The following is a 19,731-nucleotide window of genomic DNA, read 5'->3' as shown; positions in this document are numbered from 1 at the left end:
ACGCAAAAAGGAAGGAAAAGGTTGCCTGAAGATTATTTTTTTCTATCAATTACGTAATTAACCATAATCTCTAGCGAGTTTCTATATTGGCTTTCTGGATATTTTTGTAGTATTTGCAGTGCTTCTGCTTGAAATTCTTTCATTTTAGCAACTGCATAATCTAATCCGCCATTATCTTTAACAAAAGCAATAACTTCTTTTACTCGTTTTTGATCTTTGTTATGGTTTTTAATAGAATTGATTACCCACTTTTTATCTTTTTTGCTCGCATGGTTTAATACATAAATTAAAGGCAAGGTCATTTTTTGCTCTTTAATATCTATTCCTGTTGGTTTTCCTATTTGTTCTTTACCATAATCGAACAAATCATCTTTTATTTGAAAAGCCATCCCTATAAGTTCTCCAAACTTCCGCATGGTTTCTACATGCTCGGATTCTGGTTTTACAGATGCAGCACCAAGGCTACAACAGGCAGCAATTAAAGTAGCCGTTTTTTGTCTTATAATCTCGTAGTAGATAGCTTCTGTGATATCTAGTTTTCTTGCTTTTTCAATTTGAAGAAGTTCCCCTTCGCTCATTTCCCGAACGGCAATAGAAATAATTTTTAGTAAATCGAAATCATTATTATCTATAGAAAGTAGTAATCCTTTTGAAAGTAAATAATCACCAACTAGAACCGCTATTTTGTTTTTCCAGAGTGCATTAACAGAAAAGAAACCACGACGACGATTGCTCTCATCTACTACATCATCATGTACAAGTGTTGCTGTATGAATAAGTTCAATTACCGAAGCGCCTCTATAGGTACGTTCGCTAACCTCTCCATTAGAAACCATTTTAGAAACCAGAAATACAAACATTGGTCGCATTTGCTTTCCTTTTCGGTTTACAATATAATGTGTTATTCTATTAAGTAATGCTACTTTAGAAGACATAGAAAGTTGAAACTTTTGTTCAAAAAGTTCCATCTCATACGCAATAGGCTGTTTTATTTGTTCTACAATTTTCAATAGAAAAAAGGTGTGAAATATGTAATAACAAACGTACTAAAAATGTGTGTGAAATACTATTAATCTCCTATAATTAGAACATTTAGAAATGAAATAACTAAGAGTAAAAGAGTTATAAATGCTTAAATTTTTGTAACTTTATTTATAATAACAACCACAAAAACAAATACTATGAAGAAAATTACTTTATTCGTTTTTTTACTGGCATCTTTTTTTAGCTATAGCCAGACCTCCATTTATAGTGAAGATTTTTCATCTGGAGACATTTCTAGCTGGACATTTTATGATGTAAATAATGTAGCTGGTGACGATTGGTTTTTAACAGACGAAACCAATTGGACAACACCTTTTGGCTATTACACAGATAACTTTTTAGCCTCCTTTTCATGGAATGATGTAGATTTTACGCCGGACAACATTGCTGTATCCCCACTAATTTCTATTCCTACTGATGCAACAGATGCTTCACTAGATTTTTTAAGTGGTTCTGGTTCGGATCCAGCTTTTTTTAGTGAACATTATGCGGTATATGTTACTACAACAAATGATCAAGCTTCTATTCTAGCTTCCACTCCTGTTTTTGAAGAAACTTTAGGGATGGTTGGCACAAGTGTAAAAACGGTTAATCTATCTGCTTATGCTGGAATGGATGTTTATATTTCATTTAGACATTTTAACACTACTGGACATTGGCTTTTAGCGATTGACGAAATAGACCTTACCTCTCTACTACTTAGCGTAGATGAATTTGATCAACCGAATTATTATCAAATAAGTTGTAATGATAAACGGGTAACTATTTCTAATATACAAGGTGCTGCGAATTACAAAGTAATTTCTTTAACTGGACAAACCGTTTTAGAAAGCAGTACTCGTTTAGAAACGCAAACTATAAATCTTAATAGTATTGCTTCTGGTATTTATATTGTGGAAGTTAGTAATGTAGAAAATAGCAAAGTGAAACGTAAGAAAATTGTATTGCAATAGTATTTCATATTTATAATAAATAAAAAAGCTTCCTAAATTTAGGAAGCTTTTTTATTATTGCTTGTTTGCTAATTGTCCGCAAGCGGCATCAATATCTTTACCTCTAGAGCGTCTTACCGTTACGGTAATATTGTTTTGTTCTAGTATAGAAACATACATATCTGTTGCAGCACTATCTGCTTGCTGAAACTCGCCATCGTCTATTGGATTATATTCGATTAGATTTACTTTACTCGGCGCAAATTTACAGAATTGCACCAATGCCTCTACATCTTCTCTTTTGTCGTTAATATCTCGCCAAACGACATACTCGTAAGTAATTCTGTTTTTTGTTTTTTCGTACCAATATACCAAAGCTTCCCGTAAATCTTTTAAAGGAAAGGTTGCATTAAATGGCATGATAGAAGTACGTACTTCATCTATTGCAGAGTGCAAAGAAACGGCTAGTTTAAACTTCACCTCATCATCTGCCATTTTTCGAATCATTTTTGGCACTCCAGAAGTAGAAACTACAATTCGTTTTGGTGACATGCCTAATCCTTCTGGGGATGTAATCTTGTCTATTGCTTTTAGCACATTGTTATAGTTCATGAGTGGTTCTCCCATTCCCATAAAAACAATGTTACTTAATGGTTTATTGTGGTATAATCTACTTTCTTTATCTATGGCAACTACTTGATCGTAGATTTCGTCTGGATTTAGATTTCGCATACGTTTTAATCTAGATGTTGCACAAAATCTACAGTCTAAACTACAACCTACTTGACTAGAAACACATGCTGTGGTTCTTGTTTTTGTTGGTATTAAAACAGACTCGACTATTAAACCATCATGCAAGCGTACTGCATTTTTTATAGTACCATCGCTACTTTTTTGCATGGTATCTACATGAATGTGATTGATAACAAAGTTATCTTCTAGCATTTGTCTGGTTTCTATAGAGAGATTCGTCATGTCTTCAAAAGTATGTGCAGACTTGCTCCATAACCATTCATATACTTGGTTACCACGAAAGGCTTTATCGCCTTCTTTTACAAAGAAGTCTCTAAGTTGTTCTTTGTTTAATGCTCGGATGTCTTTTTTAGTTGTTGCCATTGTTCTGCAAAAGTAGTGAAAGGAATTTGGTTTGACGAATTACTGTTTTATGTTTTATGCAATTGCCTTTGGTAGGTGCATTAGGGATTGAGCAATTGTGGAAGCTCTTTTTATGTTGTTGCATATATGCAACATAAAAAAGCGACTTGCGAAAGCGCGACGCAACGTAGCTTAAGCGTAGTTGGGTAATGCCATAAAAAAAAGCCTCTAAAAAAGAGGCCTTATTTATATTATAATTTAAATCTCGGTGATAATATAAGATTCTCCATCTGGTTGCGGACTAAATGATTAGCATCGCGTCACCATAACTGTAAAAATTGTATTTTTCTTTGATTGCTTCTTGGTATGCTTTTAAGATAAACTCATGACCTGCAAAGGCGGAAGCCATCATTAACAGCGTTGATTTTGGCGTATGAAAGTTTGTAATCATACAATTTGCAATACTAAATTCATAGGGTGGAAAGATGAATTTGTTGGTCCAACCATCATACTCATTTAATGTACCGCTGGATGAAACCGAGCTTTCTACTGCACGCATTGCTGTTGTACCTACTGCGCAAATACGTCTTTTATTCTTTTTAGCATTGTTTATAATATTTGCCGCTTTTGCGTCAATGATTATTTCTTCGCTATCCATTTTATGTTTCGATAAATCTTCTACCTCAACCGCATTGAAAGTCCCTAAACCTACGTGAAGTGTAACTTCTGCAAATTCTACTCCTTTAATTTCTAAACGCTTTAAAAGGTGTCTAGAAAAGTGCATACCTGCTGTTGGTGCTGCTACTGCCCCTTCGTTTTTTGCAAAAATAGTTTGGTAACGCTCTTCATCTTCTGGTGTTACGTCTCTTTTTATATATTTTGGTAAAGGTGTTTCCCCTAATTCGGTAAGTTTTCTTCTAAATTCTTGGTAAGAACCATCATAAAGAAAACGTAATGTTCTACCTCTAGATGTAGTATTATCAATTACTTCTGCGACTAAAGTCTCATCATCCCCAAAGTATAATTTATTACCAATACGTATTTTACGTGCTGGATCTACTAATACATCCCAAAGACGTTGTTCTTCATTAAGTTCTCTTAATAAAAACACTTCAATACGCGCTCCAGTTTTTTCTTTATTACCATATAAACGTGCAGGAAATACTTTGGTATTGTTAAGTATTAATACGTCATCCTCTTCAAAATAATCAATGATATCCTTGAACATTTTATGCTCAATGGTTTGCTTTTCCCTATTTAAAACCATTAAACGAGACTCATCTCTATTTTCTGCTGGATGTTCTGCTAATAATTCTTCTGGAAGCTCAAATTGATAGTGAGACAACTTCATTTTAAAATTCTGCATGTAGTAGTATTAGGTATTGTAATGTATTTTACAAGGCTACAAATATACAATCTCAAAGTAGGCGTTGTCAAGTAAATAGCTAATTATTATTTAAAATAATTTAAAACCAATGCCTTTTAAGTCTTCCCAAAAAGTAGGATACGATTTAGAAACCACGAATGCTTCTTCTATTATTATCGACGTTTTTAATGCTAACGGCGCAAATGCCATTGCCATTCTGTGATCTTGATATGTTGCTATTTTTACATCTTTGTTCATTATAGTGGAAACTTCAAGCTGTAAGGTTTTATTTGTAATAGTTACTTTACCTCCTAATTTTTCTATTTCGGTTTTTAAAGCTACAAGTCGATCTGTTTCTTTAATTTTTAAAGTATGCAATCCTTTTAAATCACATGCAATTCCTAAACCAAAACAAGTGACAGCAATAGTTTGCGCAATATCTGGCGCATTTTTAAGGTCTAAAACAATTACCGTTTCCGGAGGAACAGTTGTTACTTTTTGAAGTCTAATGCTATGGTTTTCAAAAGTTGTTTCTACGCCAAACTGCTTATAAATTTTAGCCAAAGCTGCATCGCCTTGTAAGGAGTTCTCTTTATAAGAAGCTAATGTAATTTCGGTGCCAACGGCACTCATTGCAACAATACTATAATAGTAGGAAGCCGAAGACCAATCGGATTCGATGGTCAATTGTTGCTTCTTAATTTCGGATTGCGGGTTTACTTTTATAATATTATTTTCAAAACTTGTTTCTACTCCAATATCGTTAAGTAACGATAATGTCATATTTATATATGGAACAGATGTTATCTCTCCATCTAAAGTAAGTTCTAAACCGTTTTCTAGTTTTGGCGCTATTAATAATAAAGCCGAAATATATTGGCTGCTTACATTTGCTTTTAAGGTTACTTTATTTTTTGCTATTTGTTTCCCCTTTATTTTTATTGGTGGATAGCCATCGTTTTTTTCATAACTAATTGAAACACCTAATTGACTTAATGCATCTACCAAAATAGCAATAGGTCTTTCTTGCATTCTTTTAGATCCAGTAAGAATTACTTCTCTATTATTTTGAATAGAAAAATACGCGGTTAAAAAGCGCATTGCTGTTCCTGCGTGATGGATATCTATAACATTTTCTAAAGCGAGCAAAGCTTTTTGCATGACTTTAGAATCGTCGGAATTAGAAACATTATTGATTTCTAAATTAGGATACAAGGCTTGTAATAATAACAATCTGTTAGATTCACTTTTAGAACCTGTTACTTGTATTGTAGATTGCTTTGCAATGGATGACTTTTGAAGGTGTACGTTCATAGGTATAAATAGAATAAACTATTTTATTGCACTTCGACTGCGCTCAGTGTGACAATTTATTTTAGTTTTTCGTTGTTGTGGTGACGATCGTGATCGCGTTTGGTTTTAATATCTAGCTTTTTATCGAATGCTTCTTGTAAATCGATTCCGGTTTGGTTTGCTAGACATAAAACTACAAACATCACATCTGCTAATTCTTCGCCAAGGTCTTTATTTTTATCGCTTTCTTTTTCGCTTTGTTCGCCATAGCGTCTTGCAATAATACGTGCAACCTCACCAACTTCTTCGGTTAATTGCGCCATATTAGTAAGCTCATTAAAATAACGAACACCATGGTTTTTTATCCAATTATCTACTTCTAGTTGTGCGTTTTTTATGCTCATGATTTTTCTTTTTTAGGAAATGTAAAGTTATTAAAATAATACAGCATGGAATAGCGATATACTGTAATTCGCTAATAATTACTCGTATTCCCCATTCTGAAAAAAACTTTTCTATACCAATTGGTGAAACTTTTATGACTTGCCAAGGAAAGAAAAATCTAGAATTATCGAAAGGTATAAAAAAACCAACTCCTTTTCCTCCTGTGGTTAGTGCGTCTAGAAGTCCGTGAGAAATTGTCGATAAAAACAAAACGATAAAGAAGATTTGCTTTCTCGTCTTTCCGAAGAGAAAAGCCAACAACAAACTCCAAAGTACAGCAAAAACAATAGAATGCGTAAAACCGCGATGCCCAAAAGGATGCACATAAGGTATTCCGAAATGAAAAGCCAAGACATCTAAATCTGGAAGCATAGCAGAAACTATTGCTAATCCTAAAAGTAATTTACTGTTTTGAGAATCGATTACTTTTGCTGTTGTGTATGCTACTAAACCATGTCCGAAAATGGATGCCATATTATACCAATTTAGCTATTATATTTTTTTAAGTACTATTTGCTCTGTTTGTTTTTTAAATACTAAGTCGAAAAACCGCTTAAATTCTAGATAATCTTTGGGTAATAGAATGGATTTGTTAATATCTAGATTTGTTGTGATTTGCAATAAATTATTGCTATGTTTTATTAAATACACAAAGCTTCCATCCTTAATATTTGATATGGTAAATTTTTTTTGCTTCCAATAGCGATTTGTTTTTTCTTCAAAAATGCCATTATTATTCGGTTTCGTATCTTCTACTTTCCCATTATTTAAATTATAGGTGTAGGCTTTAAAATTGGTTAATTTGTCTTTGGTATCATTACCTTCATCATATAGTTGTATTATTTTTGTGGCATAATCATAACCATCTTTATTGTAAATCTTGATACGTTCATGAATTTCGTTATACTGCACAAAACCTTTTCCTTGCTCGTACATAAAAGAAACATCTTGATTTCTATACAAAACAGCTGCACTAGCTTCTGGTTCAAATTAGTGTTGTGTTTCTTCCAATTCTGCCTTACTAACTTTACCAAATTTAAAATCTTGAGAAAATGTGAATTGCGTTATTAGCAGTGTGATGATTAGTACTGTTTTCTTAATTTAGTTATTCGTTTTTAATACTATTTTAGATTTATCGTGCTTTGTTACTTTTAATAAAAATTTTCTAAACTCTTTATATTCTTCTTTGCTATAGTTTCCTTTTTTTAATTTGAATTTTCGTTGAAACAAAAGCGTATTCGCATCTTTTTGCGTAATGGAGAAATGATACTCCCCAAATTTATTGGTTATAGTAACTGCATCTTGCAATGCTTCCACCTGAAGTGTTTTTGGTATTGTAATTTCGAAAGCATTATTATTTACTCTCCCTCTTTTAATTTGAAAAGGTAAATTTCTTTTTTTATAACGCGGAGGAACGTATTCTTCTTCATTGAAAATATTTGGTCTTAGTAAGATTCGCTCTCCTACTTTGGAAGCATATTTTGTTGCTTTAACCGCTACGTTTTCCGTAAAAACAATATCCTCTTTATTGTTATTAAAAGTGATTGCGTTAATTTCTAAATTATTAATCGTATTATAATACGCTTTATAATGCAGTTTTTGATCTTTCTCTAATTCGTTCTCTATATAATAATGCTTCACATATCTTGTACCTTTACTGGTAATTTTGACTTGTGCAGTAATATTTCCTGTCACATCTAGTTGTACTTTTGCTTTTGTTTCTGTCGTGTTTTCTTCTGCCGAATACACTTTGGTATGCACAATTTTTCCGCCTTCTGGTGTTACTACTAAAACATCTCTATCGTCTGTGAAATTCGCGGTATACGCAAAAGGACTTGTTTGACTAGTACATTCTAACCATAAATAATCTTCTTCATCTGGAATGCTTAATATCACATGATTTCCTTGTAAGGATGAAAAATCTTTATCGATATCTATAATATCATTATCCCCATAAACTACGGTATAGTAAGATTCGACGCCTACTTCTGCCAATAGTGATTTGGTGTAATTTGTTAATGCCTTGCAATCGCCATAACCCAATCGATCTACTTCTTCTGCGAACATGGGTTTCCAGCCACCAATACCAACTTGAACACTAATATATCGCGTTTTATTCTGCATATATTGGTATACAATTTTTGCTTTCTCTCTATTGGTTGTCGCTAATGCTGTCTTTGCTTTTATTTCGTCTATTACAGCTTGTGGTAATGCTTCCGTTCCTGAAATTAATTCGTCGTACATCCATTTTCCAAAATCTTGCCAATTGTTATTTACACCGCGAACACCTTCCATATTAAAATCCGTCAAAGTTGCTTTTAAATATGGTGCATAGGTTTTAAATGCCGGACTGTAGGACTCACTTTTAATAGCTTTTAAATTCTCAGCAATAAAATGATAATCACTTTGCTTTTTGATGTTGTAATCTTCAAAATTTAAAGTTTGTATTCTAACCTTTCCTTCAGATACATTTGTAATCTTATATTCAGCACTTTCGGTACTGACATAAAACCCTTCCACGGGTCTCCAACTATGTAAAAAAGCAGTAGATTGGTATACTACTTCTACATCAAAAACCATGGTATACGGATAATTTATGGGTGTGTAATCTAAATATTTAACACGACTATCGGAATATAATGTACCACCACTAACGGCACTCACATCTTCAAAATCTTTTTCTCTAAACTTCTTGATTTCTTTGCCTTGGGTATTATAAATTCTTGCTTCTAGCTTTTTAATATTCGTGTTTTTATCGTAATGCTGATAGGCGCCAAGATTGTTATCGCCTTCTTTATTAAGAATGGTTACTATACGTTTATTGGTATATACCATTTTATCAAAATCTTCTATTTCTATATGCATATGCTCGGATCGAATCACAGCATTTGCATTCATTTTTAAAGCAAGAGGAATGGTAGAGGAATCTAACAGCATTTCATCTTGTGCATGTATTGAAAAAACCGAAAGAAATAAGAAAAATATAAGTAGGAATTGCCTTGAAATCATCTAGTTGGGTTTGCGCTTTTAAAAGTACTATTTTTTAAGACCTCACAAAACAAAACAGAGATTTTATTCTCTATTTTTAGTATCTATAATGATAGTCACAGGACCATCATTTAAAAGAGAAACTTGCATATCTGCGCCAAACTCTCCGGTTTGCACCGATTTACCTAAGTCTTTTTCTATTTGTAAAATGAAGTTTTCATATAAAGGAATGGCAACATCTGGTCTTGCTGCTTTAATATAACTTGGTCTATTTCCTTTTTTGGTATTCGCGTGCAATGTAAATTGGCTGACTACAATAGCATCGCCATTATTTTGCACTAATGAATTATTCATGACACCTTCTGCATCATTAAAAATACGAAGACTAACTATTTTATTAGATAACCAATTAATGTCTTCTTGTGTGTCTTCTGCTACAATACCTAAAAGAATTAATACACCTTGTTTTATGGATGCTACTTCTTTACCTTCAACAGTAACACTTGCGTGAGAAACCCTTTGTATAACTGCTTTCATCTAATAGAGAGATTCATTTTTTTTTATTGTTCTCGATACAAAATACTTTTGCAAAGCATTTCACTCGAACTGACGTTAAAACGCGAAGTACAGGAATATATTAATTATAATTATCGGTTCTGTAGTGCTCGTCTTCCCCTTCAATAATACTAACATAGCTTCTATAGCGTGAGTATGCTATTTCTTCTTTTTCTACAGCTTCTTTTATAGCGCATTTTGGTTCTTCAATATGCAAACAGTTATTGAATTTACAATGTTGTTTTAATTCGAAAAACTCTGGAAAATAATCACTTATTTCTTCCTTTTCCATATCTACAATACCAAATCCTTTTATTCCTGGAGTATCTATAATTTTAGCATTAAAACTAAGATCAAACATTTCGGCAAAAGTGGTTGTATGTTGTCCTTGACTATGTTGCGCAGAAATCGCTTTGGTTTTTAAGTCTAAATTTGGTTCTATCGCGTTTACTAATGTAGATTTACCAACTCCTGAATGGCCAGCAAACATGCTTACTTTATCATGCATCATGGCTTTTACTTTATCTACATTTTTCCCTGTAGTTGCAGAAACACCAATACATTCATACCCTATTTTTCTATAAGTATGCGCTAAAAAACGAACTTCGTCTAAAGTCTCTTTATCATAAGTATCTACTTTATTAAAAAGTAAAACGGTTTTTATAGAATATGCTTCTGCCGTAACTAGAAAACGATCGATAAAGGAAGTCGATGTTGGTGGATTATCAATAGTAATCAATAAAAATACCTGGTCGATATTAGATGCAATGACATGTGTTTGTTTAGAAAGGTTAACCGATTTTCTAACAATGTAATTTTTTCTATCGTGAATATATTTAATTACACCTATCGGATTTTCATTGTTATCGGTATCTAAATCGAAATCCACAATATCACCAACAGCAATAGGATTGGTACTTTTAATCCCTTGCAATCTAAATTTTCCTTTTATTCTACATGGGTATGTTATACCTAATTCCGTTTTTACGGTGTACCAACTTCCTGTAGATTTATAAACTAGTCCTGTCATTACTGCAAAGATGCCATTATTAAATTAATAATTAAAAAGGATTTTAATTTAATGCAAAAAAGAAATTAAGGAAAACAGTCATTTTGAGGGTATTTTAAAAATATTTTTAATGCATAACCAACATTTGATATTTCTCTATTACCCTCAAAATGACATTATCTTCCTAATTTAAATTAACTCTTTAAAATCTTTTCTTGATGATTAATAGATTCTTGGTGAATGGCTTTAAACATACGTAAAATAAACTCTTCACTTAATCCTTTTTCATGGCCTTCAAGAACCATTTTACCTAGTATTTCGTTCCAACGTTTACTTTGTAAAACAGCAACGTTCTTTTGTTTTTTAAGCGATCCAATACCATCTGCTACTTTCATTCTTTTACCTAATAAATCAATAATTTGATTATCTACCACATCAATCTGTGCTCTAAGGTTATTCAATTCCGTATTGTATTCTGCTTCTGGATCCGATTCTTTTCTAATACGCAAATCGGTCATTATTTGCACTAAAGCATCTGGTGTTACTTGCTGTGCAGCATCACTCCATGCGTTATCTGGATCATAATGTGTTTCTATCATTAAACCATCAAAATTAAGGTCTAATGCGGTTTGCGAAACATCTAAAATCATATTTCTATTTCCTGTAATATGCGAAGGATCGTTAATTAAAGGAAGGTCTGGAAATTTATTTTGAAACTCAATAGCTATTTGCCATTCTGGAATATTTCTATATTTCGATTTTTCGTAGGTTGAAAAACCTCTATGAATTGCTCCTAAGTTTTTAATTCCTGCAGCATACAGTCTTTCAATGCCACCTAACCATAAAGCTAAATCTGGATTTACTGGATTTTTCACCAATACAATTTTGTCTGTTCCTTGTAAAGCATCTGCAATTTCTTGCATGATAAATGGACTTACAGTAGAACGTGCACCAATCCATAATAAATCGATATCATGTTCTAAAGCTAATTTTACGTGGTTTGCATTTGCAACCTCAGTACAAGTTTTCATTCCTGTTTCTGCTTTTACTTTTTGCAACCATTTTAAACCTAAAGCACCAACACCTTCAAAATTCCCTGGTCTTGTTCTTGGTTTCCAAATTCCAGCTCTAAAATAGTTTACATCGGTATCTTTCAACTCATGCGCAATTTTTAAAACTTGCTCTTCTGTTTCTGCACTACATGGTCCTGCTATTACTAGTGGATGATCTAATTTCATGTCATCTAACCATGTTCTTAATTCTTTCTTGTTTTCCATACTCATTTTCCACCAAAGTGGAATCTTATTAATTCAACTTATTTTCTTTATGCTTCTAACTTCCAATTTGCATTCAAAGCTACCTTTCCAATAAAAGAGGAAGGGATTTTTTATTTACACTTACTGTATTCCGTTTAATATATCTTTAATGTAATTGGTGTTTTCCATTTCATTAAAAATGGTTTCAAAATCATCTGCTTTCATACTGTCTTTAAAATGGGTAAGATTGCTGATATATTCTTCTAAAGTTTCAATTACATTTTCTTTATTCTGCTTAAAAATTGGTGTCCACATTGCTGGGGAACTTTTTGCCAATCGTACTGTGGAAGCAAACCCACTTCCTGCCATATCAAAAATATCGCGTTCGTTTCGTTCTTTATCAATTACTGTTTTCCCTAGCATAAACGCACTAATATGTGATAAATGTGATACATAAGCAATATGTTTATCGTGTGCTTCTGGATTCATATAACGAATACGCATTCCCATAATTTGAAAAATAGCTAATGCTTTTTCCTGTAATTTGAATGCTGTTTTTTCTACTTCGCAAATGATATTTGTTTTCTTTTGAAACAAACCTACCATCGCTGCTTTTGGCCCGGAAAACTCTGTTCCTGCAATAGGATGTGTTGCTAGAAAATTTCTTCGTTTCGGATGGTTTTCTACCGCTTTACAAATATCTCTTTTTGTAGAACCTGCATCCATAACCAAAGCGTCATCACTTACCATATCTAGTATTCCTGGTAATATTTTCACCGAAACATCTACAGGAACGGCAAGTATTACAAAGTCGGCATGCACCACATCTGGTAACGTTGCTTCAAAATCTATTACATTTAATTCTAATGCTTCTTTTAAATGCTCGGCATTAGAATCTATACCAAATATGCTAATACTAGGATTTAGGTCCTTCACATCTTTAGCGATGCTTCCTCCTATTAATCCTACGCCAACTATGTATATATTTTTCATTCCTATCTGTGTCTTTTCAAGACCTCTTCCTAAAGGGAAGCTTTATTATTTATTAATAGTTACAAGGCTTTAAAAAACCTGCAGAAAGTCTACTTTTAATTTTGACCCTTAACTATTCCTTTTACTTATTATTTTACTGCCTACTGCATACTATTTACACTCTCGCTAAAGCTTCTTCTAAATCCTCGGTCGAAGCACATAATGAAAACCTTACATACCCTTCGCCTTGCGTTCCAAAAATGGTTCCTGGAGCAATGAATATGTGATTTTCTTTTAGCAGTACATCTATAAATTCTTCCGATTTAAAATGTGGTGGTAATTTTGCCCAAACAAATAATCCCGAAGCATCCTTATTATAGGTGCAATTTAATGCATCAGCCAATTTCCAAACTAATTTACGTCTTTGCTCATACACACTATTTAAACTCTGATACCACATATCAGAACATTTCAAAGCTTCTATTGCTCCTTTTTGAATGCCATAAAACATTCCAGAATCCATATTACTTTTCACTTTTATAATCGCTTCTATATGTTTTGCGCTTCCTAAAACCATACCTACTCGCCAACCAGCCATATTAAAGGTTTTACTTAGCGAGTTTAGCTCTAAACAAACTTCTTTCGCTTTTCTAACGCTTAAAATACTTCTTGGCGTATCGTTTAAAATAAAACTATACGGATTGTCATTTACTATTAAAATATCATGCTTTAAAGCGAAGGCAACCACATCTTCAAATAACTGTGCTGTTGCTTTTGTTCCTGTTGGCATGTGTGGATAGTTAAGCCACATAATCTTCACTTTGCTTAAATCTGATTTTTCTAATTCTTTTAAATTAGGAAGCCATCCTTTGCTTTCTTCCAAATCATAAAAAACGGGTTTTGCGCCCAGTAATTTAGTTACCGAAGCATAGGTTGGATACCCTGGATTAGGAATCAGTACTTCGTCACCTTCATTTAAAAAAGCCATAGAAATATGCATGATACCTTCTTTGCTTCCCATTAATGGTAATACTTCTGTCATCGGACTTACATGAACTGAAAAATGCTCTTTATAAAAACCTGTAATTGCTTCTCGCAGTTCTGGTAAACCCTGATAACTTTGGTATTTATGCGCTGTGGCATCTTGAAAACTATTTGCAATAGCCGTAATTACTTTTGCTGGTGGTTGTAAATCGGGACTACCAATACCTAAATTGATAATCGGTTTTCCGTTTGCTTTAAGCAAGTTTACTTCACGCAATTTTCTTGAAAAGTAGTACTCTTCTACCGTATGTAATCTGTTTGCTACTTCTATCATTGCTTTGCGTTTTTAAATTCGCCTAATATTTTAAAATCTTGTGCCATTATCTCTAGTATGGATTTTGCCTTTTTATAATCTGCATAGGCATCAAAAGTAATATCTACAAAAAAAGCATACGTCCAAGGAGTTTCTATTTTTGGTAAGGATTGTATTTTTGTAAGACTCATTTTACAATCACTCATCACATTAAGAATTGCTGCCAAACTTCCTCGTTTGTGTTCTAGTTCGAACTTAATAGATGCTTTATTTATTTCGTTTTCCGAAATTTCGTGATTCTCACGTTTTACAATTACAAAACGAGTTTCATTAAGCTGGATCGTTTGAATGCTTTCTACTAAAATTTCTAATTCAAAAATATCTGCTGCCAAAGCACTTGCGATTGCTCCTACATTTTTTAAATTATTTTTCTGAATTCGTTGTGCAACCTCAGCGGTATCTTTATCTTCAATGAGTTTAATGTGTGGATATTTTTTAAAAAACTCCTTACATTGTAACAATGCCATAGGATGCGAATATACTTCGGTAACATCTGCAATACTTTGGTTTGGCAATGCCATCAAATTATGCTGTATATCTAAATACTGCTCACCAACAATATGTAAATTATGATTATCAATTAATGCGTAATTTGGGATTATAGACCCTGCAATAGAATTCTCTAAAGCCATAATTACAGCATCTACTTTTTTATCTAATAGGTTTTGCACCGTTTCGTCAAAAGACAAACATTCTTGTATAGCAACCTGGTTTCCAAAATATTGTTGTGCTACAATATGGTGAAAAGATCCTTTTACTCCTTGAATTGCTACTGATTTAATCATACCTATTAATTGAGATAACTTTTCACTAAAAAATATGCATAAAAAAAAAGCCTCGATATATCGAGACTTTTTGTTTAATTTATATTTTAAAATACATATACAACGTCCCGTTTCTTTATTTAAAAAAGAAATATATCCAGCTATAAAATGTAAAGTTTGTTATCATGTTCATTATTACATGGCTAAAGTAATTAAATATCTGAATAAACAAAATTGTTGAAATAGTTTTTTGCCTTTTACGTTTAATTTTTAAAGATTTAGTAGTTATTAATCTATTAAATTATATAATTACTATTATTTTTGAACAAACTATTTATCTATGTCTATTGAAGTTACAAACATTTCTAAAGTTTATGGCACGCAAAAAGCGTTAAACCAAGTATCTTTTAAAGTAAGCAAACCCGAAATAGTTGGTTTTCTTGGTCCGAATGGCGCCGGGAAATCCACCATGATGAAAATTCTAACTACTTATTTAGATGCTTCAGAAGGGGAAGCTATAGTAAACGGACATAATGTAAACACAGAAACCAAGCAAGTACAGCAAAGTGTTGGCTACTTACCAGAACACAATCCATTATATTTAGAACAGTACGTAAGAGAATATCTTGCTTTTAACGCCCAGGTTTATGGGGTTACTAAAAGTAGAATCAATGAGGTTATTGCACTTACAGGTTTAACACCAGAAGCACATAAAAAAATAGGACAGCTTTCAAAAGGATACAGACAACGTGTTGGTTTAGCAAATGCACTTTTACATAATCCCGATGTTTTAATTTTAGATGAACCTACAACTGGTTTAGATCCAAATCAATTAGTAGAGATTAGAAACTTGATAAAAAGTATTGGTAAAGAAAAAACAGTTTTCCTTTCTACACATATCATGCAAGAAGTAGAAGCGATGTGTGATAGAGTGATTATCATTAACAAAGGAGAAATTGTTGCCAATAAAACCTTGAAAGAATTACGTACCGAAAAAGAGCAAGTAGTAATTGTGGAATTCGATTACCGAGTGGAAGATGCTTTTTTACTAAAATTACCAAAAGTGAAATCTGTAAAAAATACACACGATTTTATTTATGAAATTACTTTTGCAACTACGGAAGATATGCGATCTCATGTATTTGATTTTGCACATGACAACGACTTGAAGATTCTTCAACTGAACCAAAAGAATGCGAGTTTAGAAAGTTTATTTAGAGAATTGACGAGTTAGACACATTCGTTATTCTTTAACAAAAAAAAAACATTCAAAGAAATCTTTTGAATAGCGCTCTTAAAAAAACCAGCTATAAGGCTACGGCATGACTTATTTACGGGATATCATAATAAAAGTTGTTATATAACACGTTGGCAATAATTTAGAAGACACTATTCCGATAAATTCAAAATTAAACACTAATAATTAAATTACCTCAAATGAAAATTAAATTAAATTAATCATCATTCTCTTTTTATCTATTACAACTTCTATTTATGCGCAAAAAATAAAATTAAAAAAAGAATCTATCTATGTTGACGGAAAAGCGATATTAAGTTTTGAAAAGAAATCTTACGGAAATGAGTTTGTTATATATGAACTGAATACAAAAAATGAAATAATTTCTGCTACATATAATCCAAATGGAAACTATCAAAAAATATTCTTTGTGAATACAAAAAAAGTATGGAAATGAAACCAAAATATTGGAATAAATCTCTAATAAAGTGGTTCATAGAGCAAGGTCTTTTAGATTTAAATGGTGATTTTAATGATGACAAAGTTGATGTATTTATTGAAAAATTTGATGAAAATATTACTGAACGAACTATAATTAGAAATTAAAACTATTACCAACACCGTATAAAAACAATTGCGGCTTAGTGCTTAATCAAAGGTCGTTGCGAGTTTGTAACGTCTGATTTCCCTTCGGAAAATCCTCGCATACAAATCCGCAACTATTCTTATACATAAACGTTATGCAGCATATAAAAAACTCGCAAAAAAAGTGAATAATCATCAAAATAATTTACTATTTGCTTATTTAATATTTAACTTCTTTATGTTAAAATAACCAAAAATACTTGTTATTAAAAAGCACGTGATACTAAATATAGTAACAGAGGAAACACCAAAAATCAAAGGCATTTTATCACCTAGAGAAACGGATAAAACACTAAACGAATATGGGAAATAAATGGATAATTGTGGCGCTTGTGAAACAATGATACCTATAATAGCTAAAAACATTCCAAACCCTAAAGGAATAACAAAGTTCTTAAATCTAAAACTTAACCAAAATTGAATTCCAATAATACCAAAAGAAGCTACAAAAGATGTCGTTAACATTTTTAGGTATCGCCAATGTTCGGGCGGAAAATTTAAAAACCCTAAATCTGGATAAACAAAACCTAATAAAATACCGGATAATAGAATTGCGATATAATAATATATATAAGTAACTATTATAGCTAAAATGACAATGCTTAATTTCCCGAAATAGATACTCCATTTAGGCACAGGCAATGCAAATAAATGTTTTATACCTAAAGACTTATGCTCTATTTGCATAATCAAGCTCGTAATTAAAACAATAAACATGGGTATAAAAAAGGGTGTAGAATTTTCAATTTGAGTCACCATAAATTTCTCCCATGGATTCACTCCTGCTAATGGAACTAAAGTTTCACGCTCAAAAACATAAGCTACAATAAATAATATAGGAAAAAGGACTGCACTAATAATTGTAAGCCAAAAAGCAAAGGTTCGTTTTAACTTAATAAGTTCATTTTTTAAGCTTGCGGTATAATATAATATTGTTGGCATATTATTAATTTTCGGTTAATGATAAAAAGAGTTCTTCTAAATTATTCTTAATAGATACTTGATAAATATTAATTCTTTCAGCTCTTAAAACATCTATCACTTCTGTAATTTCATTTTTACTTTTCACTTCAATTTGCAGCAAATCATCAAGCAACGAAATATTTTCCATTTTCAAATTCTTAAGTACAGACAACCCTTCAATAGGAGAATCTACTTCTATTTCAAATTTGATATTTGTTCCTTTAGATTCTTTTAAACTTGCTACAGTATCTTGATATAACATCTTACCATTTCTAATAATACCAACATGTGTACAGGTTTTTTCGATTTCACTTAATAAGTGACTTGAAATAAAAATTGTTGTCCCAAACTTTTTGTTTAAGTCTTTAATAAGGGTACGCATTTCTATAATCCCTTTTGGATCTAATCCATTCGTTGGTTCGTCTAAAATGATGAGTTCAGGATTACTTAATAAAGAAATTGCTAATCCTAAACGTTGTTTCATTCCTAGTGAATACTCTTTAACTCTTTTGTTTTTAGCGTACGTTAGGTTTACAATCTCTAACACTTCTAAAATTCTACTTGGCGATATATTTTGTCTGTAGTTGGCAGATATTTTCAAATTATCAATCGCATTTAAGTGTTCATATAAAGACGGATTCTCTATCAAGGCACCTACTTTATTCAAAACTTCAAGTCTTGATTGTCCATTAAAGAGTTCCCCAAAAAGAGAAACAGTTCCAGAGTTTTTCTTTAAAAGACCAAGAATTAGACGAATGGTGGTACTTTTCCCGGAGCCATTTGGACCTAAAAAACCATAAATACTTCCTTTAGGAACTTTAAGCTCTAAATTTTCAATATCATTCTTAGTTTTAGAATATGAAAAATTGAGATTTTTGGTTTCTACAATAAGTTGATTCATTTTTAAAGTTTAATGGGTTGGTATATTATCATAACGATTAAAGAGGGAAAATGTAACAAACCATTCAATAGAGAAAGAATAATTTTACACATGCAATGGGAATAATGCGTTGCACAACGGCGTTTATAATTAATTGTTAGGTTCTCACTTACTTGGAAAGTTCAATCCGAATTTTCTCTGGTTCGTTTTCTTTTACTAGATGAATTCCACCCAACACAACTAAGTGTATACAAGAACGTTAAACAAAATTCTTATAATACAAAAAAAATTACTATTCCTATGTTTATTACTTATCACTCCAATCATTTCGGCTCAAAACAAGGTTAACATAGAAATTATCTTCGAAAGACAATCCGATAATAGTATCGATTTCTTTTATTCTAAAAACGTTCTAGACACTAATTCTTTAAGACTAGAGTTCAAACTTTTAACAAATTCATATGACAAACGCGATTCTAATCCTAAAGTAAATACATCTATAAAATATAGCTTACCCTTTATTAATGAAAAGGACATAACAATTATGGAAGCATCTTATTTAGGTGAAACCTATTTTCAAAACGAAAAACCAATAGACTGGAAATCTTTTGTAGTGTACTCAAAGAAAGCAGACACTATATGTAGCATGAGAAAAGGAAAAGTGATTAGAATCATTAACAAACATAAAAATAACAGTACAATAACAAAGTATATACTAGTAAAAGGAATCGTATAACCATAAAACATGAAGATGGCACATTCGCTATTTATACTGGTTTGGATAAAAATAAAATAGGCGTAAAACTTGGACAAGACGTTTATCGGCAAACCAAATTAGGAGTCTTAGAAATCTTTAATAAAATTAATTATTGCTTAGGTTTTAATGTGTATTATTATCTCGAGAATGTTCTTGATAAACCTAAAAACGAAA

The 19,731-nt window shown here is 31.9% G+C and carries 20 protein-coding genes; 4 read left to right on the top strand and 16 right to left on the bottom strand.

What is annotated here, in order from left to right:
- Nucleotides 1-32: 32 nt before the first annotated feature.
- Nucleotides 33-1,010 carry a polyprenyl synthetase family protein gene (locus tag ACVCZW_RS06200; RefSeq protein WP_452231135.1) on the bottom strand — a complete coding sequence of 326 codons (978 nt, stop codon included), beginning with the start codon at nt 1,008-1,010 and terminating at the stop codon, nt 33-35.
- 171 nt (nt 1,011-1,181) lie between these two features.
- Here ACVCZW_RS06200 and ACVCZW_RS06195 point away from each other — a divergent pair, with 171 nt between their 5' ends.
- Entirely contained in the window at nt 1,182-1,997 is an 816-nt protein-coding gene (locus tag ACVCZW_RS06195; RefSeq protein WP_452231952.1) for a choice-of-anchor J domain-containing protein, read from the top strand.
- A gap of 54 nt (nt 1,998-2,051) precedes the next feature.
- Here the strand turns inward: ACVCZW_RS06195 and rlmN are convergent, their stop codons facing one another.
- The 13 genes from rlmN to ACVCZW_RS06130 form a co-directional block, all read right to left on the bottom strand.
- Nucleotides 2,052-3,092 carry a 23S rRNA (adenine(2503)-C(2))-methyltransferase RlmN gene (gene rlmN / locus ACVCZW_RS06190; RefSeq protein ID WP_452231951.1) on the bottom strand — a complete coding sequence of 347 codons (1,041 nt, stop codon included), beginning with the start codon at nt 3,090-3,092 and terminating at the stop codon, nt 2,052-2,054.
- Between the two features lie 280 nt (nt 3,093-3,372).
- Nucleotides 3,373-4,422, bottom strand: coding sequence for a tRNA preQ1(34) S-adenosylmethionine ribosyltransferase-isomerase QueA (gene queA / locus ACVCZW_RS06185; protein ID WP_452231180.1), 1,050 nt, complete (start codon nt 4,420-4,422; stop codon nt 3,373-3,375).
- Nucleotides 4,423-4,527: 105 nt separating this feature from the next.
- Nucleotides 4,528-5,751 (bottom strand): 3-phosphoshikimate 1-carboxyvinyltransferase, encoded by a 1,224-nt coding sequence (locus ACVCZW_RS06180; protein WP_452231950.1) that lies wholly within the window; start codon nt 5,749-5,751, stop codon nt 4,528-4,530.
- Nucleotides 5,752-5,807: 56 nt separating this feature from the next.
- Nucleotides 5,808-6,134: a nucleotide pyrophosphohydrolase gene (locus tag ACVCZW_RS06175; RefSeq protein WP_055443603.1), complete on the bottom strand. Its 327-nt coding sequence runs from the start codon at nt 6,132-6,134 to the stop codon at nt 5,808-5,810.
- Nucleotides 6,100-6,648, bottom strand: a complete 549-nt coding sequence (locus ACVCZW_RS06170; protein ID WP_452231949.1) for a metal-dependent hydrolase — start codon at nt 6,646-6,648, stop codon at nt 6,100-6,102. Before ACVCZW_RS06170 ends, ACVCZW_RS06175 begins: the two co-directional genes overlap by 35 nt.
- Nucleotides 6,649-6,666: 18 nt before the next feature.
- Nucleotides 6,667-7,110, bottom strand: a complete 444-nt coding sequence (locus ACVCZW_RS06165; RefSeq protein WP_452231948.1) for a hypothetical protein — start codon at nt 7,108-7,110, stop codon at nt 6,667-6,669.
- Nucleotides 7,111-7,275: 165 nt separating this feature from the next.
- On the bottom strand, nt 7,276-9,111 hold the full coding sequence (locus tag ACVCZW_RS06160; protein ID WP_452231947.1) for a DUF3857 domain-containing protein: 1,836 nt from the start codon (nt 9,109-9,111) through the stop codon (nt 7,276-7,278).
- A gap of 135 nt (nt 9,112-9,246) precedes the next feature.
- Nucleotides 9,247-9,699, bottom strand: coding sequence for a D-aminoacyl-tRNA deacylase (gene dtd, locus ACVCZW_RS06155; protein WP_452231946.1), 453 nt, complete (start codon nt 9,697-9,699; stop codon nt 9,247-9,249).
- 100 nt (nt 9,700-9,799) lie between these two features.
- A complete protein-coding gene (rsgA, locus tag ACVCZW_RS06150) occupies nt 9,800-10,747 on the bottom strand; it encodes a ribosome small subunit-dependent GTPase A (protein WP_452231945.1) in 948 nt (315 codons plus the stop codon).
- A gap of 173 nt (nt 10,748-10,920) precedes the next feature.
- Nucleotides 10,921-12,003 carry a chorismate mutase gene (locus tag ACVCZW_RS06145; RefSeq protein ID WP_452231126.1) on the bottom strand — a complete coding sequence of 361 codons (1,083 nt, stop codon included), beginning with the start codon at nt 12,001-12,003 and terminating at the stop codon, nt 10,921-10,923.
- A 120-nt stretch (nt 12,004-12,123) separates the two neighbouring features.
- Complete coding sequence (locus ACVCZW_RS06140; RefSeq protein WP_452231125.1) at nt 12,124-12,975, bottom strand: prephenate dehydrogenase; 852 nt, start codon at nt 12,973-12,975, stop codon at nt 12,124-12,126.
- 154 nt (nt 12,976-13,129) lie between these two features.
- Nucleotides 13,130-14,272, bottom strand: a complete 1,143-nt coding sequence (locus ACVCZW_RS06135; protein WP_452231944.1) for a pyridoxal phosphate-dependent aminotransferase — start codon at nt 14,270-14,272, stop codon at nt 13,130-13,132.
- Nucleotides 14,269-15,096, bottom strand: a complete 828-nt coding sequence (locus ACVCZW_RS06130) for a prephenate dehydratase (protein ID WP_452231943.1) — start codon at nt 15,094-15,096, stop codon at nt 14,269-14,271. Before ACVCZW_RS06130 ends, ACVCZW_RS06135 begins: the two co-directional genes overlap by 4 nt.
- 319 nt (nt 15,097-15,415) lie before the next feature.
- Here ACVCZW_RS06130 and gldA point away from each other — a divergent pair, with 319 nt between their 5' ends.
- Nucleotides 15,416-16,309 (top strand): gliding motility-associated ABC transporter ATP-binding subunit GldA, encoded by an 894-nt coding sequence (gene gldA, locus ACVCZW_RS06125; protein WP_452231942.1) that lies wholly within the window; start codon nt 15,416-15,418, stop codon nt 16,307-16,309.
- A gap of 456 nt (nt 16,310-16,765) precedes the next feature.
- A complete protein-coding gene (locus ACVCZW_RS06120) occupies nt 16,766-16,918 on the top strand; it encodes a hypothetical protein (RefSeq protein WP_452231121.1) in 153 nt (50 codons plus the stop codon).
- A 195-nt stretch (nt 16,919-17,113) separates the two neighbouring features.
- On the opposite strand, the gene ACVCZW_RS06115 is transcribed toward ACVCZW_RS06120, so the two are convergent.
- Together ACVCZW_RS06115 and ACVCZW_RS06110 are read right to left on the bottom strand one after the other, a co-directional pair.
- Complete coding sequence (locus tag ACVCZW_RS06115) at nt 17,114-17,899, bottom strand: ABC transporter permease (RefSeq protein WP_452231120.1); 786 nt, start codon at nt 17,897-17,899, stop codon at nt 17,114-17,116.
- Nucleotides 17,900-17,903: 4 nt separating this feature from the next.
- Nucleotides 17,904-18,821: an ABC transporter ATP-binding protein gene (locus tag ACVCZW_RS06110; protein WP_452231119.1), complete on the bottom strand. Its 918-nt coding sequence runs from the start codon at nt 18,819-18,821 to the stop codon at nt 17,904-17,906.
- A 223-nt stretch (nt 18,822-19,044) separates the two neighbouring features.
- Here ACVCZW_RS06110 and ACVCZW_RS06105 point away from each other — a divergent pair, with 223 nt between their 5' ends.
- Nucleotides 19,045-19,536, top strand: coding sequence for a hypothetical protein (locus ACVCZW_RS06105; protein WP_452231941.1), 492 nt, complete (start codon nt 19,045-19,047; stop codon nt 19,534-19,536).
- Nucleotides 19,537-19,731: the final 195 nt, after the last annotated feature.

This window comes from Lacinutrix sp. MEBiC02595, assembly GCF_053601555.1.
Note: the sequence above shows the minus strand (reverse complement) of the source record. Positions and strands in the feature narration are given on the sequence as shown.